Source organism: Devosia nitrariae (assembly GCF_030160115.1).
Classification (GTDB): Bacteria; Pseudomonadota; Alphaproteobacteria; order Rhizobiales; family Devosiaceae; genus Devosia; species Devosia nitrariae.
This window is the reverse complement of record NZ_BSNS01000002.1, coordinates 203855-229702: the sequence shown is the minus strand read 5'-3', so window position 1 is coordinate 229702 and position 25848 is coordinate 203855. Positions and strand designations below refer to the sequence as shown.

The window sequence follows — 25848 nt, the reverse complement described above, 5'->3', positions numbered from 1 at the left end:
CCCTATGGCAGTAGAGCCCGCGTCGGCGCGCCGGCACATCCCGCGCGCCCAAGCTGCCGTAGCTCAGTGGTAGAGCACTCCCTTGGTAAGGGAGAGGTCGACAGTTCAATCCTGTCCGGCAGCACCATCTCCCCACATTTTCCAGCAGGTTCGCGTTTCATTAGACCGCGCATGGGTGGCGTAGGTCCTCAGTCCCTACAATCTCACCTGCTTCAGACCCTTCGTGGCCGACCGTCACTCGTCAGCAACTGAAAGATAGATTTCGAGAAGTTATGGCCTCGAACATGCGTGGCTCCGGACAATCTTGGAATCTCCAGCTGGTCCACCGCTTCGATACCCTCAACCATCACGACGCCAGCCGCGCCCGCCGCTCGACCGACCACAAGAGAGAGTATGCTCAGAGGGTCAGGGTCGCAGCTCGAGACAATTGCAAACGGCGCATCGATCTTGACGATGTCGGCTTCGAACCCCAGCGATCGACCACAACCGAAGCCATCCAATGCAACGCGACAACCGAAGGCGCGTGCCTCTGATAGCAGATCACGCGCCAGGGCCGTATCGGCAAAGGGCGAGGTCGCATCGATATCGAGGATGAGACGCGGGGCTAGTTCGGAGCGAGCGGCGATCTGGTCACGGATGTGAGCCCAGGTTTCAGCGCTGGAGAAATTGTCGGCCGAGAGATGACATCCCAGAGCCGCCAAGGGATCGGATTCGAGTTCGTCCAGCACAAGCCTGAGCATGTGCCGATCAAGAACCGGGGCCTCCCCCAGGATTTCCAACGCGTGAACAAACCCGCCGTGGACATGCTCAGTACCATCCCGCTCCATCAAGCAAGGCAGGCACTCACGGTAAAGGATCTGATCCGGGTCGCCGATGGCGTGAATGCTCTGGAAGGCGTAGCCGATACGGCCTTCGGCAATCGCTTCCTGAACGATCGCGACATGCCGTTCATCGAGTAAATCGAGATCGTTTATCGCAGGCCGATCAGCCGATGACGCCGAGCTGACCCGGCCGCTTGTGCGGGAAGTGTGCTGGATCATATCGTCCCCACAGCCCTCCCTCAGGCCGGGATTCTTGAGGGATCCGCACCTGCGGGAGGCTATGGCTGAAAGCTGTTTCCTGCGCGCCAGGTGTTGGCAAGTTGTCGGCAGGAACTAGGGCACAAAAGATCGGATTCCGCACGAAATGCGGTCTCACCCGCACGAACTGCGGCACCTGTCGTCACCTGTGCCCGGCGACCGAAGTCAAGCGGGACGCTTGATCAGGCCGAGCCGAGCCCGGACTTCGGCAATCCTGGTGCGACTGACCGGCACCAGGTGCGGCACCTCGCCATCCAGTTCAACCACGGCACTGTCACCCTCCTTGCGGATCAGTGAGACGTGCGGGATCGAGACGATGTGGCTGCGGTGGACGCGTATGAACACGGCCGGATCCAACTGCGCTTCAGCGTGCGAGATCGCCCATGGGCACATGCGCTCCCGACTGCCGTCGTGAACCAATGTGTAGTGGGCGTTGGCCTTGATGCTGCGAATCCGGCCGACGTCGATGAGACGGGTTCCATCGGCGCTTTCGACGGGCAGACGCCTCATGGGGGTATCACTCGGAGGTCCGGCCCCAGGCACGGGCACGTGGTGTTGCGTCTGTAAACCGGCAAAGTCGTTCCTGTCGGACATCGCCGTCCCCGAGGTTGCGAAGGCGTACGTATCGGCTTGATGGACGGGAACCGCAATCAGCGCGGTCGATCGTGGCTCAGGCACGAGGAGCAGCAGGAAGCCGGCAACGATCAGGAAGCAAAGCAGGGAAACGACCAGGGACAGCATCTCGGGCGAAGCAGCCAAGCCATGCGCGGCGTGGTTCGGAGCATGTCCCGGCAGGAAGCGCATGCCCTGCATGGCGGTGTAATGCATGCCGGAAACCGCAATGCCGAACGCGGCGGCGCTCAGCGCCAGTCGCATGCCGCCGGGGCGTGCAAGGAAGGCGCGCAGGCCACCATAGGCGGTCCCCACGGCGATGACAGCGGCCGCAACCGTCATTGCAAGTTGATGCTCGACATGAAAGGCGCCGGCGAGGCCATGGATGCCGACATAGTGCATCGATACGATGCCGGCGCCCAGCAGCACCGCTGAAGCAATAATGCGCAAACTCGAGGGCTCGCCGATTGAGACGAAGAACAGAGACACGCCCATCACAACAGCGCAGATCAGAAAAGATGCGATCGTTGGCAGGACGAGATAGACGGTATCGGGAGGAAGCGGCGCTGCCAGCATGGCGACGAAATGCATGGTCCAGACGCTCACGGCAAGAAAGAAGGCCGCCGCGGCAAGCAGCCACCTGCGGCTTGTGTTGAACGTGCCGCGCACCCGGGCTGCGAGCCCGAAGCCGGTATATCCTCCAAGGATCGCGATCACGACCGAGAGCGCGACCAGCAATGGGTCATGTTCTACAAACATCTTTTTCCGCCGTTAGCGAGACTCCTCCTTACAGGAGCTTACGTTCAGCGTCTCCATTTGCAACGCTAACCCGTTTCGAAGCCCTGATCTCGCTCCGGGCTCTTAGAGGGCTTCTGAGCCTGTGTCTGTGCGGCCTTATCGAGCGCTCGTCCTTGAGATCTGCTTCCAATCATCATTTGCCGAAGTCGCGCGAAAGGTGCATGGTTTCTTACTCCAGAGACGCAGGGTCAGCTATCGCGGCAGTCGATCACGATTGGGGGAACGCGGAAATGACGAGTTTGCTTCGCATTGGCTCGAGGGGACCCGATGTCGTCGCGCTCCAGAACGCACTCAATCTGGGCGTGCTCCCGAACCCGGGGCTCGTCGTAGACGGGATATTCGGTGGCAATACCGATCGCGCCGTCCGGGCGTATCAGACCCAGCGACGCGTCCGCGTCGACGGAATCGTCGGCCCGATCACCCAATGTGTGTTGCGCGGCGTGCCGAGGCGTACTCCACCCACCATCCACGCCGTCCGCCTTATCCCGCAGCCCACCCCATCGACCTGTTGGGCTGCCGCAACGGCCATGATGAAGAACTCGACGACGCAACAGATCATCGACCGCACGCCCGACCATCTGAAGTCCTCGACCGGCGGCACACGGAACTTTTCCGACCACGCCGACAATGTCTCGGGAAACCAGGAATTCGCCCGTGTCCACGGCCTCACCTACCACGCGCCGCAAAGCTGGTCCGTGCCCGGCTTCAAGGGCCTGGTGACGCGCAGCCCGGTTATGGTCTCAATGCTTTGGAACGCCGGCGAATATGCTGCTGGGCGCGGCTCGTCCGGCCACCGGGTAGTTGTTTACGGGATCGACAGCGACGACGATCCCACCGGCATGGGCACTCTCCTCCACATCCACGACCCTTGGGCGCCCAATATCGGCAAGACTCACCAAAAGAGCTACTTCGCCCTGGTGAACGAAACCCCGTGCTTCACCTACGGGGTCTTCACGCGCTGAAGCGGATAGGCTGACGACGCATCCCTGCTGGTGCTGATCACGCCGGGGCATCCGGCTCGTGCCAACCAAAGGTCGCTATCGGGCGGCAAGATCTGCGGCTACGATGCGGCGTTGCGGTGGGCTCGGGGGGCGAGGCCGATGATCGACTGGAACGACCTGCGTTATTTTCTCGCCGTGGCCCGGGATGGCAGCACCTCCGGTGCGGCGCGCGCCTTGGGCGTCAATCAGTCGACCGTCAGCCGGCGGATCGCAGCGCTCGAGGAGGAGTTGGGCCTCTCGCTCTTCGAGAAGAGCCGATATGGCTATCGCCTGATCGAAAGTGGCAACGAGCTCAAGGAGCGAGCGATCGCCACCGAGGCCGCGGTCGCCGCATTCTGCCGGGCGGCGGCCCTCCATGACGAAGCATTGCAAGGTGTGCTGCGGGTGACGACCGCCGAGGGCATTGCCTATGGCCTGCTCTCCCCCTTGCTCGACGAGTTCCACCAGCTTTACCCGCGCATGCGCGTCGATCTGATGCTGGAAGACCGGTTCGCCGATCTCCACCAGGGCCAGGCTGATGTCGCTGTCCGCGCCGGACGGCCGTCGGACAGCAGCCTCATCTGCCGAAAGCTGACTGATGCCGGCTGGGCGGGATATGCCAGCCGCAGCTACGTGGCGCGAAAGGGCTTGCCGCAAGCGTTGCCAGACTTGAACGGGCACCGCCTGATTGCCTTCGATGGGGCAATGGCACGTATCGAAGCGGCCCGATGGCTGCACAATGTAGCGCCCGAGGCCGAGATCGTCGGCCGCAGCAACACCATTCTCGGGCATCTGATGGCGATCAAGTCGGGGTTCGGCATTGGGATGCTGCCGGTGCATATCGGCGATCCGGAACCGGACTTGGCCCGCGTCATCGATCCGCTGCCGGAACTGATGAACGAATTCTGGCTGCTGACCCATCCGGACCTTAAGGAAACGCCGAAGGTGCGCGCCTTCTTCGATTTCATGTCGGCAAACATCAAGCGCTATCATGACCTCCTGCACGGGCGCACCCGCGTAACAGGCGCCTGACGGCCGGCGTTGCCCGTTATGCATTGCTGCAGGACAAGACGGCAGGAACGCTGATTTCCTCCCGGCACGGTGAGGCCTATCTCCGCACATCGGTTTCAACCCAACGGAGATAGATATGTCAGCACCTGCCATTACGGCCGACTTCATCATGCGGATAGGTTTCGGCTTCTGGGCTTCCAAGGCGTTGTTCAGCGCTGTGGAGCTCGGCCTTTTCACGCGCCTTGCCAAGGGACCCGCGGACGGCACTGTTCTCAGCCGCGACCTTGGCCTCCACAAGCGCAGCGCCCGCGACTTCCTCGATACGCTCGTTGCGCTGCACCTGCTCGAGCGGGATGGCGAGACCTACGCCAACACCCCAGACGCCGATCGGTATCTCGACCGTGGCAAGCCAAGCTATATCGGCGGCGTTCTCGATCTCGCCTCGCAACGCCTGTGGTCCTCCTGGGGCTCGCTTACTGAAGCGCTTCAGACCGGGCTGCCCCAGAACGAGAGGAAGGAGGGAGCGGGCAACGATCTCTTCGAGGCTGTCTACAACGATCCCGAGCGGCTTCGCATCTTTCTCAAGGGAATGACCGGGACCAGCCTGCCGACGGCCCAGCGGCTGGCAGAGCTGTTCCCCTGGAAGCAGGTCCGGACCTTTGCCGATATCGGCACGGCCGAGGGCGGGCTGCCGGTCACCATTGCCAGGGAACACCCTCATCTCAAAGGCATCGGTTTCGACCTGCCGCAGGTTCGCCCGGTCTTTGAAGACTATGTGGAGGCCAATGACCTTGCCGGGCGAGTTGTCTTCCATGGCGGCGACTTCTTCAAGGAGCCGCTCCCGACCGCCGACGTCCTGGTGATGGGGCACATCCTCCACGATTGGAACCAGGAGGAGAAGGACGTGCTTCTCGCCAAGGCATATGACGCCTTGCCCTCTGGCGGGGCGCTCATCGTCTACGAGATGCTGATCGACGACGACCGGCAGGAAAACGTCATGGGCCTGCTCATGAGCCTCAACATGCTGGTCGAAACCACCGGCGGCTTCGACTACACCGGCGCCGATTGTGTCGGCTGGATGCGAAGTGCCGGTTTCCGCGATACTCGCGTAGAGCACCTTGCCGGGCCCTACTGGGCCGTCATCGGCATCAAGTAAAGTAGCTTGCCGACGGGGGCCGTCCGCGGCCCTCAACCAAACCCTCGATTCGATACCCCGCCATTCCGTGGCCGGCAGCCGCCGGTGGCGTCTGCGCGCCCGGAAACCGGAAACAAACCAAAGGAACGCAAGATGACTGGAATGAACATGAAGCGGCCGCTGCGCGGTCTCGCACTAGCGGCAATTGCCGGGCTGATGTCTGCCGGCGCGGCCGACGCACACGATGGTCCTCACGATGTCCCTGACGCGGGCGGACCTTTCGCGATCGGGAAAGGCACAGCACACACCTGGGTCGTGACGGATGCGGAGAACAGGCCGACGGCCATCGGGGTCAGCATATCGGCGGACGCGATCTCGAGCGTCAGCGGAACGTCGAGCATCGATGTCTCGATGCCGCTGCCCGAGAAGGCAGGCATATCTGGCCTCGCCTTCGACCATGTCTATCTCAACTGGAACGAGCATGGGCATCCGCCCGAGAACCTGTTCGGTGTCCCGCACTTCGACGTGCATTTCTATATGACTGACGCGGCGGCACGCGAGGCGATTTCTCCGGCCGCACCCGACTTCATGGAGAAGGGGGGCCGCTATCCGCCGGCCGAGTTCGTTCCTGCCGGCTACGCCCCGCCGCCCACGCCCGATCCCGTCCCGCAGATGGGGTTCCATCTGACCGACACAGCCTCGGATATCTTTCAGGGCAAGCCGTTTACCGAGGTGTTCATTTATGGCGGTTGGGATGGCAGGATCACCTTCCTCGAACCGATGATCACGCTTGCGATGCTGGAAAGCCGGGCAACCGTCGTGCGCGAAATCAAGCAGCCCGCCCGCTACTCAAGTCCCGGCTATTACCCCACGCAGTATCGCATCGCCTATGACGATGCCCTTGCCGAACACCAGGTCGTGCTCGAGAACTTCATCTGGCGCGACTGACCTCTCGCCCGGGCCCCTCTGGCGCCCGGGCAAGGTTTCTTTGCCCGTGTGGCTTAGTCTGCTGGCGCGCCGGCCTTCAGTGCGGCGTCACGGCAAACGAGCGGTGCTCGACCATGTCACCACCCAAACGGGTGGGGTGCGAGCTTTGATTGTAAAAATTTTAGTGCACGGCTACGAGGTTCGGCATAATGATTACAAGTTTATTGGAGAGTTCTGTCTTCAAACGCAGCGGGGCAGGGTGCGGCATGTTGAGGGGCAAATACGTCGCGGGTGGCAGGTATCGGCCGACAGCAGGTTTGTGGGCGTTCATCGTTGTTGTGGTCTGCGCGTGTTCGCAGGCCTTGGCGCTTGATGCCCTTCCAAAGCCGCAGGGCCCCGTCATCCTCACCGTCAGCGGCAATATCGAGGTCACCAACTCCGAGCGCGGAGCAGAGTTCGACCGCGAGATGCTCGAGGCGTTCGGTTTCACCGAGGTGCGCACGACGACGTCCTGGACGGATGGGGTGCAGGTTTTCGAGGGCGTGTTGGCGCGGGCGGTCCTGGATCGGGTCGGAGCCAAAGGCAGCACGGTGACGGCCACCGCCCTCAATGATTTCGTCGCACCGGTGCCCATGGATCACTTCCGGCAATACGACGTCATTCTTGCCACCATCATGAATGGCAAGCAGATGGAGGTCAGCGATTGGGGGCCGATCTGGATCGTCTATCCTCGCGATGACTATCCGGAGCTGCTGGGGTCCAAGTTCAATGACCATTGGGTATGGCAACTGCGGGAACTGCGGGTGGAATGAACCTCGCGCCACGAATCTCCCGGCGCTTCCTCGTCGCCCTCGCGGCGATGACCATCCTGTTTGTTCTGCTCGTGGCCGCCTCGGTCCGTCTGATCGTCAGCGAAAGCGAGCTTAGCGAGGATATCACCGAGGACATGGTCTGGCTCGCGAGCCAAGGGCAGTATGAGGCGGTGCGCTTTCGCGATGCGCTTTCCGGCTACGGCTCGGGAGAAGTCACGGCCGAAGACCTCCAACTGCGCCTCGACCTGCTGACCAGCCGCGTTTCGGTGCTTGAGCGAGGTGAGCCACGCCGACAGATCGAGGCGCTTGGCTATGCCGATCAACTGGATGACTACCGCCAGGTGCTCGATACCATCCGAGAACGCCTGCAGGCACTCGAGCCGGACGCAGTCGAGGAGATCGCAAGCCTGCGGGAGGTCGTCCCTCCGATAGCACTATCCTTGCGCGACGTTGCCAATGCCGCACTCTTTGCCAAGCGCGACAGGGTCGCCTGGGTACGCGATCTGCGCCGGAATGCCCTGTTCGAAATCCTGGGTACCCTGGTTGCCACGATGATCGCGGGGCTTCTGCTCGCCGCTATTGTGGTGCGGGACCATCGCAATATCGCTAGCGCCGAAGCCGCGCTGGAGCGCGAGCGGCAGGTTTCGAGGCTCCACCGTGCCTTCATCTCCGTGGTGTCCCACCAGTTCCGCACGCCGCTCGCCATTATCGATGCGAGTGCGCAGCGTATGATCCGGCGCGGCACGCAGATGCCGCACGACGAGATCATGTCGCGGGCCGGAAAGATCCGCACCGCCTGTCAGCGTCTGACGAGGCTTATGGAGAGCACCATAAATGCGGCCCGACTCGAAGACGGGGAAATCAGCTTCGCACCGCGTGCCTGCGATCTCATTGAACTCCTGCGCGGCTTGCGCGAGAGCCAGCCGGACGAGGACCAAGATCGCATCGAACTCGACTTGGGCGAGCTTCCCCAGTGGATCGAGGCCGACGCGACGCTTCTCGAGCACGCGGTGCAGAATCTCGTTTCCAATGCGCTCAAATACTCTCCCGCCGGCTCTGCGGTCGGTGTGCGAGCCCGGAAGGTCGGTGAGGAGATCGAGATCAGCGTCACCGACGCCGGCGTCGGTATCCCTGCCGATGAGGTGGGCTCTCTGTTCCGGCGTTTCTATCGAGCCCGCACCGCCGAGGGTATTCCGGGCACCGGCATCGGTCTGAGCTTCGTTGCGCAGATCATGGAACTCCACCATGGGCGCGTGGCTGTGGAAAGCACGGAGGGGGTAGGCTCGACCTTTACCCTGCGCTGGCCCTATCGCCCCGCACATTTGGCCGATGCCGCCCCTGCAACCACGCCATCCGAGGCGCAGATCTGAACCATGACAACCACCATCCTATGTGTCGAAGACGAGACGGACCTGCGCTCCGACATTTGCGAAGAGCTGGTGGCGGCTGGCTACCAAGTCCTCGAAGCGGCCGACGGACGCGAGGCGCTCGATGAGATCAAGCGGACGCGGCCGGATCTCGTTTTGTGCGACATCACCATGCCGCGCATGTCCGGGCTCGATCTGCTCAAACATGTGAGGCACGATCCGAGCCTCGGCGATCTGCCCTTCATTTTCCTGACGGCGCTGGCCGATCGCCGCGACGTCATCGCGGGCAAGGCAGCGGGCGTCGACGACTATCTCACCAAGCCGATCGATTTCGATCTGATGCTGATCACCATCGCCGCCCGGCTCGATCAACTGGCGCGTGTCAGGGGGGCGGCGTCGCGCGACGACGGCGGCAGCCAGGTCGGCGAAAAATACCGGTCGGCCCTGCTTGGGGCGAACGAGGCGCTGAACCGCGTGGCGGTCGGCGTCTTCCTCATCGATGCCGAACGCAAGGTTTTGTTTCGCAATCGCCGTGCCGAAGAACTGCTGGAGGAGGCTGACGGCATCACCCTATCCAGAGAAGGCTTCCTGCGCGGGGAAAAGCCGCAGCAAACGCAGGCGTTGCGTGACATCATAGACACCGCCGTTACCCGGGCGAACGCCCGTAACCGTCGAGCGACCGACGCCGTGGCGCTGACGCGCAATTCCGGTCGCCGATCCCTCTTTGCCGTGGCGTGTCCCCTCGATTGCGAGGCCGTCGATGCGGGCGGCCCAGTTGTCGGCGTCTTCGTCACCGATCCGGAGCGCCGTCTCAGCGCCGCGGCCGAAGCCGTTGCGCATCTTTACGGCCTCACCCCTGCTGAAACGCGGGTAGCTCTCGCGCTGGCGCGCGGTCTGCGGCTCGACGAAATCGCCGACGAATTCGGCATCTCCCGCAATACCGTCAGCTATACGATGAAGAATCTCTTTCGAAAGACCGACACCGACCGACAGGCCGATCTTATCAGCCTGTTCATTGCCAGCCCGGTCGCGCTGGAGAACGAGTAGCGCTGCATCATGCAAATGCACGGGTAACGGCGGGCGCGGAGCGAGTGCCGAGCCTTCCGCTAAAGGTCGGATCGCAGGCGACCAGTGCGGCAACACCCGCATCCGCTGCGTGATGAATGTGGATGCGGGAGCAGTAGTCGCCATGGGTGAAACCGCCTGCTCCGGGTGATGGTCTCATATCCCCATCCGGCTAGAGCGCGAGCCCGTAGGGCAGAGCCATGAGCGCAATGGCAATCGTGTAAAGGCCTGCAAGGACGATGGTTCGGTACATGTTTGTTCCAGTAGGGTTGGGACAGGAGCTTGTGGCGGTTGCATAGGTGAGGTCGGGGCGGGCATTTGCCGCCCCAACCTTCAACACTGAGCGGCTCCGGCGTTCAGGCGGGCGGGATGTTCTGGTTCAGGCGGAAGAGGTTCTCCGGATCATACTTGCGCTTGATGCTGCGCAGCCGGTCGAGCGTTGCCGTTGGATACGCAGCGCGCAGCCGGTCCTCGTCCCCAAGGAAGTTTACGTAGGCCGCGTCGGTCTTCTGCGGGAAGGCATCGATGCAATCGCTGGCCCACCGATCGTTCCTCGCTGCCGCCTCGGCCGTCGCGTCCATGGCGAGAAAGGTGAGCATCAGCGAGCTATCACGGTGGGCGTAGGCAGTTGCGTAGTTGGGTATGTGAGAAGCAGCCTTTCCGAGTACGCGTATCTGTCCCATCCGCATAGGCGCCTCGCACCGCTCCAGCAGCTCGAGCATCCTGGCCGCCTGCTCGCGGCCGAACCCGTCCATGAACCGGGTGCGGACTGAGACGGCCGGCCGCTCATTGGGGTCTTCGGGCAGATACATGCTGCTAAAGGGAGCGGGTCCGACGAGATCGGCGATCGGCTCGGCCAGGGACCGGAACGGCGCCAGCGCCTCTTGAGCCTCGTCGGCCGGGCCGGCGAAGGCCATCATGCCGACCATGACGGTTTTGCCGATCACATCGGCTGGCAGGAATGGCAGGGGCGGTGCGGGCATGACCATGAGGATCGTCGTCAGCTCCCCCGGCGCTGCTTCGGCCGCGGCGACGAACCCGGCGAGCGTCTCGGGCGTTGCAGGCAGCACCAGCGGTCCACCGGTGAAGGCGGGAAGCGGGTGCAGCCGGAACTTGAAACGCGTCACCACGCCGAAATTACCGCCGCCGCCGCGAAGCGCCCAGAAGAGGTCCGCATGTGTGGTCTCATCGGCAATCAGGATATCGCCTCTGGCCGTCACGACTTCGGCCGCCAGCAGCGAGTCGATGGTCAGCCCGTGCTTGCGCGCGAGATAGCCGATGCCGCCGCCAAGCGTCAGACCGCCGATGCCCACGTTCGCCGAATCGCCGAACCCGACGATCAGCTGGTGCTGCTCGAGAGCCTGCGTCACCTCCCCACTGGTCAACCCGCTGCCGGCCCAGACCGTCAGCTCCTTGTGGTTGATGTCGAGAGTGTTGAGATCGCGCAGGTCAATCACCAGCCCTCCCTCGGTCCCACTGAAGCCGCACGTCGAGTGTCCGCCGCTGCGCACGGCCAGTTCCAGCCCGTTCCTGCGGGCAAACTCGACGGTATCGGCGACATCCGGCGCGTCTGCGACCCGGACGATCAATCCAGGCCGCTGATCGAAATTGCCGAGCGAGACCGCCCGCGCCCGATCGTACTCAGGGTGCGTCGGACCGACGACTCGCCCTTTGATCCGTGAGGACAGCGCCTCGACCTGGCTGGCCAGTGGGACATTTCTATCGGGTGCGCTCACCCGCATCGCTAGGTTCATTCGTCTGCTCCAAACTGTCTGGCGCCGGGACCGGCGTCTTGTGGGCGGAGCGAAATAGCGGAACAGGCTGTGCCTGCCCCTACCCATTTAGGGGGCGTGTCGACGAAATCGTCTGGCAAGGCTCGATCAGACGTCGATCTCGATGCCAGGGTGGCCGACGGGCCGCAAGCGGGAAACGTCCGGTGAACGTCACATTGGCGCTGCACCTCAACGCGGAGTCGCCGCAGTGCTGCCGAAGATACCCCTCGAATGGGTGGGGTCGCTGCGGCGGAGAGAGACTAAATGACCGCCTCCACGAAAGAGGAGACCCGTTTATGTTGAAAACGTTGACCGGATGGATGGGCAAGCGCCGCAGATCTCGTGCGCACCAGCGACTGACGCTGATCGATGAGCAACTGCTCGCTGAGCTCGGCGTCACATGGCAGGACCTCGAAGCCGCCCGCACCAAACGCGCAATTGATCTGAATGAGGGATCGGTATTCCCGTGACGTCGCGGGGGCGATGGCTGCTGGCCGCACCTCTCGCACTGAGGGAACGGATGCCCGGGACCTTCTGCTGATGGAAACATGCTTGCGGCGAGGCGGCACTGAAGCCCTATAAAGATCCTGGCCAGGCGAACGAGTCCCCTGAATGAGCGAGGGAGAGTACGCATGTCCGCAAAGGCTGGCGAAACCGCACGCCAGACCGGCGGTTCCGCTGCGAGCGTTGCCATCATCAGACGCACGTGCCAAGGGCCACAAGATTCCAAAGTGTCCCAACTGCGGCAACGACACATTCGACACCCGCTACCATGAACCGGGCAACCGCTAGAAGGAGGCAGTTTTAAGCCCGCTTGCCGACCTCTGAGCTGTCGACGGTCCAGGCCCGAGCCTGATCGCTGAGCGTGAAGCCGAGGCCGGGCCGGTCCGGGACGATCATCCGCCCGTCTTTGATCTCGAGATGCTCGTTGAACAGCGGGTCGAGCCAGTCGAAATGCTCGACCCAAGTCTCGTGCGCATAGGCGGCCGCCAGGTGGAGATGGATCTCCATGGCAAAATGCGGCGCCATGCGCAGGTATTTCTGCTCGGCCATCGTCGCGATCTTGAGGAACTGGGTGATGCCGCCGACACGCGGCGCGTCCGGCTGGATGAAATCGACCGCGTCGTGAGTGATGAGGGCCAGGTGCTCGGCAACGCTCGTCAGCATCTCGCCCGAGGCGATCGGGGTGACGAGTTGCGCGGCGAGCCGCGCATGGCCCTCGACGTCATAAGCATCGAGCGGCTCCTCGATCCACACGAGATTGAATTCCTCGAGCGCCCGACCGACGCGCTCGGCCGTCGGCCGATCCCATTGCTGATTGGCATCGACCATCAGCGGCACCCGTCCACCCACGGCTTTGCGCACCGCCTCGAGCCGGACGAGATCGACCATCGGATCGGGTTGTCCGACTTTGATCTTGATGCCGCCGATCCCGGCTTCGATCGAGGCCTCGCAATTGGCGACGAGCTGCTCGGTTGGCGTCGACAGGAACCCGCCCGAGGTGTTGTAGCAGCGCACCGAGTCGCGACGCGCGCCGAGGAGCTTTGCCAGCGGCAGGCCAGCGCGCTTGGCCTTCATGTCCCAGAGCGCCACGTCGAACGCCGCGATCGCCTGGGTCGCGAGACCGCTGCGCCCGACCGAAGCGCCGGCCCAGACGAGCTTGTCCCAGATGCGGGCGATGTCGTTCGGGTCTTCGCCGATAAGGTTTCCCGCGATCTCCTTGGCATGCGCATAAAGACCGTAGCCGCCGGCACGTTTGGAATAGCTGAAGCCGATGCCGTGATGACCCCGCTCGCTCTCGATCTCGGCAAAAAGCATTGCCACTTCCGTTAGCGGCTTCTGCCGGCCCGTCAGCACCTTGGCATCGCTGATCGGAGTTTTGAGCGGCAAAAGGATCAACGAGAGCTTCACCCAGGCGATCCGATCGGTCGTCGCAACGCCCGGAGCCAGGCCCGCCAGACGTCCGCCGGCCGGGATGGTCTGGGTCGATATCGCTGAAACTTTCGTCATTGCATCCTCACCGCCGTCGGTCGTCGCGCCGCAACATCGCAGGTTCTTGTATGGTAGATCAAGCCGCTATCGAGCGAGCAAGGACGAGCCGTTCAGATCGAACGGATCGTCCCGCCATCGACGCGCACCAATGAGCCGGTGACGTAGGACGCCCTTTCGCTGACGAGAAAGGCGACGACGTCGGCCAGTTCCTCGGGGCGGCCATATCGGCCTGCCGGGATCGTCGCGAGTGAGGCGGTGCGCACCTCCTCCAGGGACTTGCCCAGGCGCTTGGCTGTCGCCGCATCGAGCTCGTCGACGCGGTCGGTATGGATCCGTCCCTGCACGATGACATTGACGGTGACGCCTTCGGCCGCGACCTCGGTGGCCAAGGTCTTCGACCAGCCGACGAGCGACTGTCGCAGAGCATTGGAGAGGGCAAGGCGCGGGATTGGGGCTTCAACGCCCGATGAGGTGAGGGTGACGATGCGCCCCCACTTGCGCTCGACCATTCCGGTGAGCATCGCCTGGCTGATAGCAATAAGCGGTGAGACCATCGTGGCGAACTGCTTTTCGAAGGTCGCGGCCTCGATCGACCGAGCCTCACCCGGCGGCGGTCCGCCGGAGTTGTTGACGACGATATCGACGCCACCCTTGGCCTCGAGCGCTGCAATCAGCGCGGTGACGGAAGCCGCATCGGCAAGATCGAGCGCGGCAGCTTCGATGCGCCCCGTCGCACCGGACTCGAGCCGTTGGTTGAGCGCCGCGATCGCGTCGACCGAGCGCGCCGCGCCGATGACGTGGGCCCCCTCGTTGGCGAGGGCAACGGCGGTGGCCGCACCAAGCCCCTTGCTGGCGCCCATCACCAAGGCGCGCCGGTTTTCAAGGCCGAGCTTCATGCGCCGATCTCCTCGAGCCGCCGCGCCTGTCGCGCAAGGAGCCGCTCGATGTCGGCAATGTCGGCCGGGGTGAGGGCGACGCCGGGCTTGCGGAGGTTCCCCGTCGCGATCACGCCCCGTTTGGCCAGGACATATTTGCGGCAGGCAAGGCCGATGCCCTGCTGCTGCTCGTAGCGGGCAAGCGGCAGGTACGCATTGAAGATGTCGTGGGCCCGCTCGACATTGCCCGCTTGATAGGCGCCGACCACGCCCACCATCATCTCGGGATAGCAGAAGCCCGTCATCGCGCCGTCGGCGCCACGCCCCATTTCCTCGGGCAAGAATAGCCCGCCATTGCCGCAAAGGATCGAGATACGTCGGACCTCTCCCTTGTCGCTTGCGGCACGCAGCACGCTGATCTTTGCAAGTCCCGGCCAGTCCTCATGCTTGAGCATCACGCAGGTCGGCACCTCGCGTACGATCCGCTCGATGACCTTGGGAGCGATGGCAACGTTTGTGGTCAGGGGATAGTCCTGCAGCACGAAAGGAGTCTCGCCCAGCGCTTCTCCGACGCCGGCATAGTAGGAAAAGATCTGGTCGTCGGTCTTCAGCGTCCAGGGCGGGGCGACCATGACCCCGGCCGCGCCCATGCCCATGACGGTCTCGGCAAGCTCGCGCATGGGCGCAAGGCCCGGCGCCGACACGCCCACCACGACCGGCAAACGGCCATCGAGCCTCTTGATGACGCGCTCGGTCAGCACGCACGATTCCTCGGCCGTGAGCTTTGGCGCCTCACCCAATTGGCCAAGGATGGTCAGGCCCGTCGCCCCGGCCTCTTCATAGAAATCGACCATGCGATCGACGCTGGTGAGGTCGAGCGCGCCGTCTTCGGCAAAGGGGGTGACCGCGATCACATAGACGCCCTTGGCGTCTTCGTTGAGCAGCGTCATTGGCGTTCTCCGTCTATTCGGTCGACCAGTAAAGCGATTCCGGGTTGGTCACGAAGACCTTCCGGCGCATCGGCTCGTCGGGCAGCCAATCGAGCATGGCCGAAACGAGGTCGGCGTCGTCTGGCATGGCTTCAAAGAGCTCCGTGTGCGGCCAGTCGCTGCCCCAGAGGAGCCGCTCGGGATGGCTCGCGGCGAGCCGCGCAACCAACGCGCCGAACCCTGGATAGTCCGGCGCGGCCGCGAGACGGTAAGGTGCGGAAAGCTTGACGTAGGCCGAGCCGGTATCGAGCAGGCGCTGCAGCGCCGTTATGCCCGGCTCGACCGCGGGATCCGCGACCGGCAGGAAAGCTGCGTGATCGATGACGGCAGTGATGCCGTATTGCAAAACCGTGCGCGTGACCGCCTCGACCCCGTCGGGGCCGACCTGAAACTGCAGCTGCCAGCCGAGGTGCTGGATGGCAGAAGCCAGCGTCGGCACCGCCTCGAGCGGCAGTCCAGTCTTGTTGCGCAGGTTAATACGCACGCCCCTCACCCCGAGGCGATGAAGGCGCATGAGTTCGTCGCCGTCCGTTTCGGGCGGGATCACCACTATGCCACGCAGCCGCTCCGCATGGGCGGCAAGCGCGGTGAGCAGCACCCGGTTGTCGAAACCATAGACGCTCGGCTGCACCAGCACGCCATGCGCCATACCGATGGCATCGGCGAGCTGCAGCCAGCCGTCGAGGGTTTCGATGCGTGGGGTATAGCTACGCGGGCTTGCCAGCGGTGCGTGCGGGGCAAAGACGTGAAAATGGCAGTCGCAGGTGCCTTCGGGCAAGCGATGTGGCCTACGCGACAGCGGCCGCGGTGCCAGGCAAACGGGTGCCTCCATCGTGGTCTCAGCCATCGCGCTCGGCCCTGAGGAAATCGAAGTCGACGCCTTCGTCCGCTTGCAGAACGTGCCGGTCATAGAGGCCCGCATACCCGCGAGAGCCGGAAGGCGGCACCTTTGGCAGGCTCTTGATACGGCGGGCGAACTCGTCGTCCGCGATCATCAGATCAAGCCGCCGCGCCGGCACGTCGAGACGGATGCGGTCGCCGGTCCTGACGATGGCCAGCGGTCCGCCATCGGCCGCTTCCGGCGTTACATGAAGGATGACCGTGCCGAAGGCGGTGCCGCTCATGCGCGCGTCCGAGATGCGCACCATATCCTTGACGCCCTTACGGGCGAGACGCCGCGGGATGGGAATATAGCCGGCCTCAGGCATGCCCGGCGCGCCACGTGGGCCGGCATTGCGCAGCACCAGCACGTCCTCGGCCCCAATATCGATCGCGTCGTCGTCCAGCCGGAGCGCCATGTCCTCGACCGAATCGAAGACGATCGCGCGGCCTTCGTGAACCTGCAGCTCCTCCGAAGCCGCCGAATGCTTGATGACGGCGCCGCGGGGGGCAAGGTTGCCGGCAAGCACTGCGATCGCGCCGGCTGGAGCCACCGGGTCGTCGCGCCGCCGGATGATTGCCTCCTCGTGCCGTGGCGGCACCGCGTCGATCACATCCCCGATCGTCTGCCCGGAAACGGTCCGCGCCGTGCGGTCGAGCACATCGTTGAGTTCGGTGAGCAGCCGTGGCACGCCGCCCGCCTCATGGAACTCGCCCATATAGGCGACCCCCGACGGCTTGAGATCGACGAGCACCGGCACCTTTCGGCCGATTGCATCGAGCTCGGCAAGATCAAGCCTGCGCCCGAGCCGTCCGGCGATCGCGGCCAGATGAACGACGCCGTTGGTCGATCCGCCGAGCGCCTGCAGGACGGCGAGGCCGTTACGGAAAGCCTGCGGGGTCATCAGATCAGCCGCAACGGGTCCGTCGGCCTCGGCCAGCCCGACCGCCGTGCACCCGGTCTCTTCGGCAAGCCGGAACCGCTCCGCGGAGGTCGCCGGGGCCGATCCCGACATGGGCAATGCCAGGCCCATGGCTTCGGCAAGGCAGGCCATGGTGCTGGCTGTGCCCATGACCGTGCAGGTGCCGACCGAGCTTACCAGGCGTCCATTGATGAGTCCGACTTCCTCTTCGTCGATTTCGCCGGCGCGGAACTTGCCCCAGATGCGGCGGCAGTCGGTGCAGGCCCCCAGGCGCTCGCCCTTGTGGCTGCCGGTCGCCATGGGGCCAGTCGGCAGGATGATGGCCGGCACCTCGCTGCTCGCCGCCGCCATCATCTGGGCCGGAATGGTCTTGTCGCAGCCCCCGATAAGGATCACTGCGTCCATCGGCTGGGCGCGCACCATCTCCTCGGTTTCCATGGCCATGAGATTGCGCAGGTACATCGAGGTCGGGGACGCAAAGCTCTCGTGGATCGACATGGTCGGGAAGACCATGGGCAAGCCTCCGGCGAGCATCACGCCGCGCTTGGCCGCCTCGATGAGTTGCGGCACGTTGCCGTGACAGGGATTGTAGTCCGAATAGGTGTTGGCGATGCCGATGATGGGGCGGTCGAGGGCGTCGTCGGAGAATCCCATGGCCTTGATGAAGGCCTTGCGCAGGAACAGCGAGAACTCCTGATCGCCGTAGCTGGTGAGTTTCCTGCGAAGCCCGCGCGTCAAAATCAGCCTCCCGTTCGGCGCGCCTCGATCGCGTCGCTCAATACAGTCAGCCTAACGGTCCAGCTCGGATTGTCAATAAAATAGAAATGGCATCAATAGCGGCCAGAGGCTTTCGGGTGCAGTAACGAGAGGTTTGTGTGAGCGGAGATGCCCGGAAAAAGGATATGAATCAGCGAACGTGAATAGGAGGGGTATCGGCAGATGTCGGATTGAGGGGCGTGGTGGTTCGTTGGAGGGTAGATAATTATTGACAAATGTATCTCAACCCGTCAGCACGAAGAGCAGAAATCAGGAAGGCCAGCCATGCCAGAGCCGCTGAGAATTGCCATGGTCGGGGCGGGGTGGGTGACCCAGTACCACCTGCCGGCCTGGCAGGCCATGGCCGATCGAGCCGAGGTGGTGGCGATCTGCGATCCTGATATCGAAGCGGCCCGTCGCCGCGCGCGCGAGTTCGGCATACCCGCTGTGTTCCAGCATGCTGAGGCAATGCTCACGGGCGTCGAGATCGACGCGGTCGATATCTGCGCGCCGCGCGAGTTCCACGCCGACCTTGTGCGCCTTGCTGCGCGTCATGGCCTGCCGGTGCTCTGCCAGAAGCCGCTCGCGACCGATCTCGATGCCGCAACTGATCTCGTTGCCGAGGTCGACGGGGGCGTGCCGCTGATGGTGCACGAGAACTGGCGTTTCCGGCCCCACTACCGCCGGCTGCGCGACTGGATCGACGAAGGCCTCGTCGGCACCATACGTCACGTCGAACTCGAATTCCATTCGAGCGGCATGATCCCGGACGGCAGGGGCGTGCGTCCTGCGCTCGAGCGGCAACCGTTCTTCACCACCCTCGACCGCTTGTTGGTCATGGAGGTGCTGATCCACCACCTCGATACCCTGCGCTTCCTGCTGGGCGAGATGGTCGTCGATACGGCCCGGCTCTGGCGTACCAATGACGAGATCAAGGGCGAGGACGTCGCCTCGATCGCTCTCCACAGCATGACCGACAGCACGGCGATCTTCGTTTCCGGCAATCTTGCCGTGCATGGCGCGCCGCCGGTGCCGCGCGACAGGCTGCGCATCTTTGGTGAGCGCGGCATCGTCAGCCTCGAGGGCGGCACGCTGCGGCTCGAGGGCGATGAGGTGCGCGAGGAGGCGTTCGACCTCGAGGCCAGCTACCGGCAATCCTATACCGGCGCCATCGGCCATTTCCTCGACGGCCTCGGCCGCGGCGGCCGGTTCGAGACGGGAGCTAGAGATAACCTGATGACGCTCGAACTCGTTGAAACCATCTATCGGCTGAGCGGATTCGAAAAGCCAAACCCGACCTGATAGGGTCCGGCCGAAAATCCCGCGACAACAAAAGGGTGGAGCGCGCGTCGCGCTCTAGACGGCGATGACGATCGACATCGACAAGGACGTCAGCGAAGACGGAGTTCACGAGGACCTGCGGATCGTGCGCGCCCTCGAGGAGGACATCATCTTCGGGCGCCTCGCACCTGGCACAAGGTTGACCGAAGATTCTCTGCTCTCACGCTTCCCGGTCACCCGGCACTTCGTGCGCCAGGCTCTGGTGCAGCTCGAGCAGATGGGCATTATCGTACGCGAGCGCAACAAGGGCGCGACGGTGCGTTCGCTGACCGCTGAGGAAGTGCGCCAGATCTATGATGTGCGCGAACTCGTCCAGCGCCAGGCCGCCCTTTGGATCCCGTTGCCGGCGCCGGACTGGTTGATCGAGCAGCTGATGGCCATCCACGAGGAGCACGGCCGTCACATCGAATCCGGCTATCTGCGCGGCGTCCACGAAACCAACGATCGTTTTCACCTGACCCTCTTTGGAGCGTGTGGCAACAAATATCTGGTGCAGACGATCGAGCTCTACATGCGCTTCAGCCTGCCGGTGCGCGCCAACTCCATGTCCGAACGCGCCTCCCTCGACATTTCCCACAGTCAGCACAGACTGATGATCGAGATGCTCAAGGGTCGGGACAATTGGGTCCTCGCCCAGCTCTGCGTCGATCACCTCCAGCCCAGCAAGCGCCGGTATATCGAGCGGGTGGCTGGCGACGCCTGAGGATGAAGGGCGCCCGCCCGGGAGGAGGGCGGGCGCTTGCGCGGAGGCCGCGCTACCACTCGAGCCGAAGCAGCGAAACGCCTTGCCTCGGCAGCGCAGTGGTCAGGTTGAGCCGGCCGCCGCTGGAATCGACATCGGTCGCCTCGATCATCTCGAGCTTGCCGGCCGCTTCCAGCTTCGCATGGTCGGCTCCGGAAACATCCTGTGGCGAGCCCATGGATTTCCATACCCCGAAGGCGTTGGAGTGGTCCTTGTCCATGCGGTAATGGGAAAGGCGCGGTTTACCGGCCGGGACGCCATCGACGTTGATCGATATCCGCGCCGCTCCGTCCTCGATATCGTCGTCATGGTAATTCCAGACGAGAATGCTCACGCCCTTGTCGTCACGGGTGGCGACGGCGTTGACGTCCGGCGTGTCGCGCACGCCGTGCTCCATGATGGTTTCGATGTCGAGGGCATGATCACTTGCGGTCTCGAGCCATTCGCCGCCGAGCATGCCGAGCATGCGGAAGCCGTTGAGCACCGCCTTGTCGACACCGTTGGTGGCGAGGTCCCGGAAACCGTCGAACCAGGGCTGCTCCTCGAACAGGAAGGCCCAGGTCACCGCACCCTCGATCTCGATTCTGGCACGGTGTGAAAGTTCATAGGTGCGGATCATGCTCTCGACGATATAGGCGCCGTAGAGCGGCCCGTTGCGATAGCCATTCTGCGGATGGACTCGCGCCGAACAGGCCGCGCACCCTTCGGGATCGGATTCACCGATAATGACGGGCAGACTCTTAAGGGCAGGGAATTCATTGACGATTGCGAGGTTGGTCTCGATATCGCGCAACTGCTTGTGGAGCCCCATGCGTACGTGATCCTTGTAGACCACCGGATTACCCTTGGCGTGGAAGGCGATGAAGTCGATGGGCGACTTGTTGTCGACAACGAACTGCAGGAACTCGCGCAGGAACTTCTGTGCCTTGGGATTGGAGAAGGCCCCGCAGGTGTGCGGTCCGCCGACGCGCGCGCCGGGCAGGGCGCGCTTGATCGCCTTGGCCGTCACATCGTACATGGCGCAGAATTCGGGAATCGTACCCTTCCAATAGTGCCCGTCCGGTTCATTCCAGACCTCCCAGGGCCAGGTGGTCACCTTCTCCTCGCCATAGCGGTCGGCCAGGTGCCGGGCCCAGGCGTAGATGAGGCCGTCCCACTTCCTGAGGTCGTTCGGGGGCGAGGCCCAGCCGGTCATGATGGTGGCGTAGCGATCCTCGAGCGACCAATTGTGCCGGTAAGGTCCGGGATCGTCAGAAAGGGCCTCGGGGGTGAACCCGACCTGGATCAGCGGAACATTGCCTGCCTCGACATAGGCATCGAAGATCTTGTCCATGACAGTCCAGTCATAGACCGGATTGCCGTTCGCATCCTCGGTATAGGCATTGGTCGAGCCCCATTTGAGGGCATACCGGCCATCGCCTGAGGTCAAGAGGTTGTGCGTGCGCACCCGCACGGGCTCCGGGCTAAGCTCAGTCAGTTCCTTCAAGAGCTTTCTGCCGTTGTCGGTGTAGGTGTAGTTCGGCTCGTCATAGCCGAACCAGTTCCACAATGGCCGATAGGGCCCCCGGCTGCGGTCCGCATGGACGTCGACCCTGACGTCGTAAGTCTGAGGCATATCTCTCCACCCTTTGTGCAGTTGCGCGGTCCAAGGTCGCACGCGCCGACGCGCCGGCGAACCGTTTGCCAGGATTGGGAAGCTATGCGATGAGCCAGTTTTGTCAATAATATATATCGAGAAGCGAGCTCTCACCGTCGTCGTTTCACGATTTTCTCTACATTTCAGGCGAATCTCGCCCGATAGGTGTTGCCGAGGTCGCAAAAATTGTCGATAAAGAGACTTGCGGCCCCGATTTCCGATGCGCAAGCGGATCGTGAGTGGATGAGCCGCCAAGGAAGGGGCGAGCGAGTGGAATTCCCCGGTCGCCATCGGCTCGCACGAGAGCCAGGAGGAGGAGATCATGAGATTGAAGAGGATGCTCGCGGCTGCCCTGGGCTTCGCCATGATGGCGCTGCCGGTTGCCGCCCAGGATTTTATCGCCGACATCCCGCGCAACGAGACCCTGATCATCCAGGGGCCGGCCTCGCAGAACGCGGAATGGTTCAACCTGTGGGCACCGGGCGGCGGCGCCAGCAACAACGGCCTTCAGCAGCTGACCGCCGATACCTTCTGGTGGATCAATCCGGAAGGAACCGGCGAGACGGCCTGGACCAATGCCCTGGCCACTGAACGGCCGAGCTACAATGACGACTTCACCCAAATGACGGTGAAACTGCGCGAAGGCATCTACTGGAGCGACGGCGTCGAGTTCACCGCCGAGGATGTTGTCTATACCGTCGAAACGCTCATCGCCAATCCTGGCATGAACTGGAGCGCCCCCCTGACGGTCAATGTCGAGAGCGTCGAGGCGCCCGACCGCAACACGGTGGTCTTCACGTTGAAGGCCCCCAATTCACGTTTCCATACGCTCTTTACAGTGCGTTGGAACGCCGCCTGGATCATGCCCAAGCACGTCTTCGAGACTGTTGAAGACCCACTTGGTTTTGCCAACAACCCACCGGTATCGCTCAGCGCCTATGTGCTGCACAGCTACGACCCGTCCGGCCAATGGGTCATCTGGCGGCTGCGCGACGATTGGCAGCGCACCTCGATCGGCATGACCGTTGAGGAGGAGCCGCAGGTCAAATACGTGGTCTACCGCAACGCCGGCAATCCGGACGCGCGCGTGATCGAGCAGATGAACCACAATCTCGACGTTATCAACGACATCGCGCCCGAAGGCATGTTCACCATCGCCCGCCAAGCCGGCGCCAACAGCGCCTACTGGTTCGATGGTTTCCCGTTCGCACACCCGGATCCGACCTTGCCGTCGGTGTTGTTCAACCATCAGGTGGAGCCGTTCGACAATCGCGACGTGCGCTGGGCCCTGGCCCTGTTGATCGACATCCGCGCTGTCGCCATGGGCTCCTATCGTGGCGCGGCAAACCTTGCGGCCATGTCGACGCCGCCCACCGGCACGGCCATTACCGACTACTATGAGCCGATGCAGCAATGGCTGACCGATTTCGAGCTCGACACCGGTGCTCAGACCATCAAGCCTTACGATCCGACGGTCGCCGATCAGATCGCCGCGCTCGTGCGGCCGCAATGGGGCGAGGACATTCCGGAAGATCCCGAACAGCTAAAGAGCATGTTCGGCTTCGGCTGGTGGAAGCAAGATATCCAGGCTGCCACCGAACTGCTGCAGCGGGCCGGCTTCACCAAGCAGGGCAACCAGTGGATGAAGCCCGACGGCACGCCCTTCACTATCCGGCTGATGGTCGAAGGCGACAACATCCCGACCCTGGCGCGCGCCGGCACCATCATCGCCCAGACATGGTCGATGGAGGGTATCCAGACGCAGGTCGATGTCGCCGGGCCGACCAACGGCCAGCGGCTGGGAGCAGGTGACTACGAAGCCGCGACCTACTGGACGGTCGAAACGTGGGGTGGCCACCCTGACCTCTCCTTCTTCCTCGAGAGCTACCACTCCGACTTCATTCAGGAGCCGGGGGCCGTCCAGCCGCCGCGCAACCTGCAGCGGTGGCAGAACGAGGAGCTCGACGCCATCATCGAGGCCAACCGCACGGTGGCGTTCGATGACCCCAAGGTCGTGGAACTGGGCATGGACTACTTGAAGCTTGCCGTGGAGGAGATGCCGTTCATCCCGCTGATGGCCTATAACAAGTTCGCCCCGTTCGACACGACCTACTGGACCGGCTATCCGAGCGCCGCCAACCCCTATTCGGCCTCCGGTCCCTTCTGGTCGAATACGCGCTACATGATCGTGGAGCTCGAGGCCAACGCGAACGCGCCGCAATAGCAGGCGCCTCATCGAGGGCGGGACGGTTGCCGTCCCGCCCCCTCTGTCTTCAGGCTGAGAGCGGGTAGCAGATGGACGGCTTTTCCAAGTACCTGGTCCGGCGTGTATTCCAGTTCTTCCTCGTCGTGTTCCTGGGCATCACGCTGGCCTTCCTCATCACCAATCTCTCGCCGGTCGATCCGGTCGAGCAGACGGTTTCCCTGATGACCAATTTCGGCGCCACCGATCCGCGCGCCGTCGAACTGATGCGCGAGGCCCTGCGCGAGCTCTACGGGCTCGAAGGGACCGTTCTCGAGCAATATGCTGCGTTCTGGAGCCGTGTGCTGCGCGGCGATTTCGGGCCGTCGCTGTCGTCCTTTCCGACCCCGGTCATGTCCCTCATCACCGCCGCGCTGCCCTGGACCATCGGTCTGCTCACCCTGTCGCTCGCCTTCACCTGGACACTCGGCAACCTGCTCGGCGCGTTGGCCGGCTATTTCCGCTCCAATCTTGCCTTGAAGCTTGCCGGTGCCGCCGTCATGGCGCTGCACCCGGTGCCGGCCTATATCATCGGCCTCGTCCTGCTGCTGATCTTCGGCTTCGCCTGGCCGGTCCTGCCGATCTCGGGTGGCGCGCAGATGAACCTCACCCCCGGCTTCACCTGGGACTATATCCGCTCGATCCTCATCCACGGCACCTTGCCGGCACTCTCGCTGGTGCTCGTCGGCATCGGCAGCTGGTTCATCTCCATGCGGTCCCTCGTCTCCAACATCGTGACCGACGACCATGTGGTTTATGCGGAACTCGGCGGCGTCGCCTCCCGCAAGATCTTCAGCCAGTATGTCGCCCGCAATGCGCTCCTGCCGCAATTGACCGGCCTCGCGCTCAGCCTCGGCAACATCTTCGGCGGCGCGGTCATCATCGAATTCCTCTTCAACTATCCGGGGATGGGCCGGCTGCTGATCCAGGGCATCTATCGCGGCGACTACAGTCTCGTCCTCGGCGTCACCACCATGTCGATCATCGCGGTCGCCGTTGCCGTCTTCATCATCGACCTCGTCTATCCCCTCATCGATCCGCGCGTGAGGCTCGGCTGATGTTCAAGATCCTGCGCGACCTCCTGCGCTACAACACCGAGTTTCTCATCGGCTTCGTGCTGACCGGCGCGATCTTCCTGTTTGCCGCCGCGCACTTCTTCGCGCCTTATCCCGACAACGCCATCTACATGCTGCCGCCCGACATGCCGCCGTCGGCTGAGTATTGGCTCGGCACGACCTCACGCGGGCAGGACGTCCTCTGGCAGATGAGCGCGGCCATCTGGAACACGATGACCTTCGGCCTGACCGTAACCGTCATCAGCCGGTTCCTCGCGCTGGCCATGGGCATGACCTCGGGATATTTGGGCGGAAGGACCGACCAGGCGCTGATGACGATCAATGACACTCTGATCGCCCTGCCCAACATTCCGATCCTGCTGCTCGTCTACTTCGTCATGCGCGACCAGATGAGCTGGCCGATCCTGGCGCTGACTGCCGCCCTTCTCGGATGGAACTACGACGCACGCCTCATCCGCTCGGTGGCCCTGAGCCTGCGGACCCGCGAGTTCACCCGCCATGCGGTCTTTGCCGGTATGAGCGTGCCGCAGATCCTCATCCGCCAGCACCTGCCCTACGTGATGCCGGTCATTTTCTTTACCGCCATGAACAACCTCATCTGGGCCATCGGCCTCGAGGTCACGCTCTCGGTGCTCGGCTTTTCCGACATCAACCGCCCGACCGTCGGCGGCATGATCTATTGGGCCAACCAGCACCAGGCCATCATCGCCGGCATCTGGTGGTGGATCGCCTTCCCGATCATTGCCATCGTGCTGCTCTTTCTCGGGCTCTTCCTTTTGGCGATCTCGGTCAACGAATATATCGACCCGCGCAGCCGTCTCAGCCGGATGGGAGGATAA

General features: G+C 63.3%; 22 protein-coding genes and 1 tRNA gene. 14 read left to right on the top strand and 9 right to left on the bottom strand.

Translation table 11 applies throughout. The annotated features are described in order from the left end of the window. Nucleotides 1-52 precede the first annotated feature (52 nt). A tRNA-Thr gene (locus QQK18_RS01730) sits at nucleotides 53-127 on the top strand. A gap of 85 nt (nucleotides 128-212) precedes the next feature. On the opposite strand, the gene QQK18_RS01725 is transcribed toward QQK18_RS01730, so the two are convergent. Further along, nucleotides 213-1040: an EAL domain-containing protein gene (locus tag QQK18_RS01725; protein WP_284338551.1), complete on the bottom strand. Its 828-nt coding sequence runs from the start codon at nucleotides 1038-1040 to the stop codon at nucleotides 213-215. Nucleotides 1041-1244: 204 nt separating this feature from the next. Then, nucleotides 1245-2450: an MHYT domain-containing protein gene (locus QQK18_RS01720; protein ID WP_284338550.1), complete on the bottom strand. Its 1206-nt coding sequence runs from the start codon at nucleotides 2448-2450 to the stop codon at nucleotides 1245-1247. A 269-nt stretch (nucleotides 2451-2719) separates the two neighbouring features. On the opposite strand from QQK18_RS01720, the gene QQK18_RS01715 reads away from it, so the two are divergent. The 7 genes from QQK18_RS01715 (at nucleotide 2720) to QQK18_RS01685 (ending at nucleotide 9768) form a co-directional block, all read left to right on the top strand. Continuing rightward, nucleotides 2720-3451 carry a papain-like cysteine protease family protein gene (locus QQK18_RS01715; protein ID WP_284338549.1) on the top strand — a complete coding sequence of 244 codons (732 nt, stop codon included), beginning with the start codon at nucleotides 2720-2722 and terminating at the stop codon, nucleotides 3449-3451. Between the two features lie 138 nt (nucleotides 3452-3589). Beyond that, the gene (locus QQK18_RS01710; RefSeq protein ID WP_284338548.1) at nucleotides 3590-4501 is read left to right on the top strand and encodes a LysR family transcriptional regulator; all 912 of its coding nucleotides are present in this window, start codon (nucleotides 3590-3592) and stop codon (nucleotides 4499-4501) included. A gap of 115 nt (nucleotides 4502-4616) precedes the next feature. Further along, the gene (locus QQK18_RS01705; RefSeq protein WP_284338547.1) at nucleotides 4617-5636 is read left to right on the top strand and encodes a methyltransferase; all 1020 of its coding nucleotides are present in this window, start codon (nucleotides 4617-4619) and stop codon (nucleotides 5634-5636) included. A gap of 132 nt (nucleotides 5637-5768) precedes the next feature. Next, complete coding sequence (locus QQK18_RS01700; RefSeq protein ID WP_284338546.1) at nucleotides 5769-6563, top strand: hypothetical protein; 795 nt, start codon at nucleotides 5769-5771, stop codon at nucleotides 6561-6563. Nucleotides 6564-6808: 245 nt separating this feature from the next. Further along, nucleotides 6809-7354, top strand: coding sequence for a putative pterin-binding protein (locus QQK18_RS01695; RefSeq protein WP_284338545.1), 546 nt, complete (start codon nucleotides 6809-6811; stop codon nucleotides 7352-7354). Continuing rightward, nucleotides 7351-8724: a sensor histidine kinase gene (locus QQK18_RS01690; RefSeq protein WP_284338544.1), complete on the top strand. Its 1374-nt coding sequence runs from the start codon at nucleotides 7351-7353 to the stop codon at nucleotides 8722-8724. The genes QQK18_RS01695 and QQK18_RS01690 overlap by 4 nt, the downstream gene beginning before the upstream one ends. A gap of 3 nt (nucleotides 8725-8727) precedes the next feature. Further along, nucleotides 8728-9768 (top strand): response regulator, encoded by a 1041-nt coding sequence (locus QQK18_RS01685; RefSeq protein WP_284338543.1) that lies wholly within the window; start codon nucleotides 8728-8730, stop codon nucleotides 9766-9768. A gap of 374 nt (nucleotides 9769-10142) precedes the next feature. On the opposite strand, the gene QQK18_RS01680 is transcribed toward QQK18_RS01685, so the two are convergent. Next, nucleotides 10143-11540 carry an FAD-binding oxidoreductase gene (locus QQK18_RS01680; RefSeq protein WP_284338542.1) on the bottom strand — a complete coding sequence of 466 codons (1398 nt, stop codon included), beginning with the start codon at nucleotides 11538-11540 and terminating at the stop codon, nucleotides 10143-10145. 317 nt (nucleotides 11541-11857) lie between these two features. Between QQK18_RS01680 and QQK18_RS01675 the strand changes: the two genes are divergently transcribed. Then, a complete protein-coding gene (locus tag QQK18_RS01675; protein ID WP_284338541.1) occupies nucleotides 11858-12028 on the top strand; it encodes a hypothetical protein in 171 nt (56 codons plus the stop codon). A 334-nt stretch (nucleotides 12029-12362) separates the two neighbouring features. Here the strand turns inward: QQK18_RS01675 and QQK18_RS01670 are convergent, their stop codons facing one another. From QQK18_RS01670 to QQK18_RS01650, 5 genes are all read right to left on the bottom strand, one after another. After that, a complete protein-coding gene (locus QQK18_RS01670; RefSeq protein WP_284338540.1) occupies nucleotides 12363-13568 on the bottom strand; it encodes an L-talarate/galactarate dehydratase in 1206 nt (401 codons plus the stop codon). A gap of 92 nt (nucleotides 13569-13660) precedes the next feature. Then, nucleotides 13661-14446 (bottom strand): SDR family oxidoreductase, encoded by a 786-nt coding sequence (locus tag QQK18_RS01665; RefSeq protein WP_284338539.1) that lies wholly within the window; start codon nucleotides 14444-14446, stop codon nucleotides 13661-13663. After that, nucleotides 14443-15375 carry a dihydrodipicolinate synthase family protein gene (locus QQK18_RS01660; RefSeq protein WP_284338538.1) on the bottom strand — a complete coding sequence of 311 codons (933 nt, stop codon included), beginning with the start codon at nucleotides 15373-15375 and terminating at the stop codon, nucleotides 14443-14445. Before QQK18_RS01660 ends, QQK18_RS01665 begins: the two co-directional genes overlap by 4 nt. 13 nt (nucleotides 15376-15388) lie before the next feature. Further along, nucleotides 15389-16192: an amidohydrolase family protein gene (locus QQK18_RS01655; protein ID WP_284338537.1), complete on the bottom strand. Its 804-nt coding sequence runs from the start codon at nucleotides 16190-16192 to the stop codon at nucleotides 15389-15391. 61 nt (nucleotides 16193-16253) lie between these two features. Beyond that, on the bottom strand, nucleotides 16254-17954 hold the full coding sequence (locus QQK18_RS01650; RefSeq protein ID WP_284338536.1) for an IlvD/Edd family dehydratase: 1701 nt from the start codon (nucleotides 17952-17954) through the stop codon (nucleotides 16254-16256). A gap of 303 nt (nucleotides 17955-18257) precedes the next feature. Between QQK18_RS01650 and QQK18_RS01645 the strand changes: the two genes are divergently transcribed. Both QQK18_RS01645 and QQK18_RS01640 read left to right on the top strand, forming a co-directional pair. Beyond that, a complete protein-coding gene (locus QQK18_RS01645; protein ID WP_284338535.1) occupies nucleotides 18258-19274 on the top strand; it encodes a Gfo/Idh/MocA family protein in 1017 nt (338 codons plus the stop codon). A 64-nt stretch (nucleotides 19275-19338) separates the two neighbouring features. Then, on the top strand, nucleotides 19339-20016 hold the full coding sequence (locus tag QQK18_RS01640; RefSeq protein WP_284338534.1) for a GntR family transcriptional regulator: 678 nt from the start codon (nucleotides 19339-19341) through the stop codon (nucleotides 20014-20016). Nucleotides 20017-20068: 52 nt separating this feature from the next. Here QQK18_RS01640 and QQK18_RS01635 read toward each other — a convergent pair whose 3' ends face one another. Then, on the bottom strand, nucleotides 20069-21670 hold the full coding sequence (locus QQK18_RS01635; protein WP_284338533.1) for a GH39 family glycosyl hydrolase: 1602 nt from the start codon (nucleotides 21668-21670) through the stop codon (nucleotides 20069-20071). A gap of 343 nt (nucleotides 21671-22013) precedes the next feature. On the opposite strand from QQK18_RS01635, the gene QQK18_RS01630 reads away from it, so the two are divergent. The 3 genes from QQK18_RS01630 (at nucleotide 22014) to QQK18_RS01620 (ending at nucleotide 25848) form a co-directional block, all read left to right on the top strand. Next, nucleotides 22014-23915, top strand: coding sequence for an ABC transporter substrate-binding protein (locus QQK18_RS01630; RefSeq protein WP_284338532.1), 1902 nt, complete (start codon nucleotides 22014-22016; stop codon nucleotides 23913-23915). A 71-nt stretch (nucleotides 23916-23986) separates the two neighbouring features. Continuing rightward, entirely contained in the window at nucleotides 23987-24991 is a 1005-nt protein-coding gene (locus QQK18_RS01625) for an ABC transporter permease (protein ID WP_284338531.1), read from the top strand. Continuing rightward, the gene (locus tag QQK18_RS01620) at nucleotides 24991-25848 is read left to right on the top strand and encodes an ABC transporter permease (RefSeq protein WP_284338530.1); all 858 of its coding nucleotides are present in this window, start codon (nucleotides 24991-24993) and stop codon (nucleotides 25846-25848) included. The genes QQK18_RS01625 and QQK18_RS01620 overlap by 1 nt, the downstream gene beginning before the upstream one ends.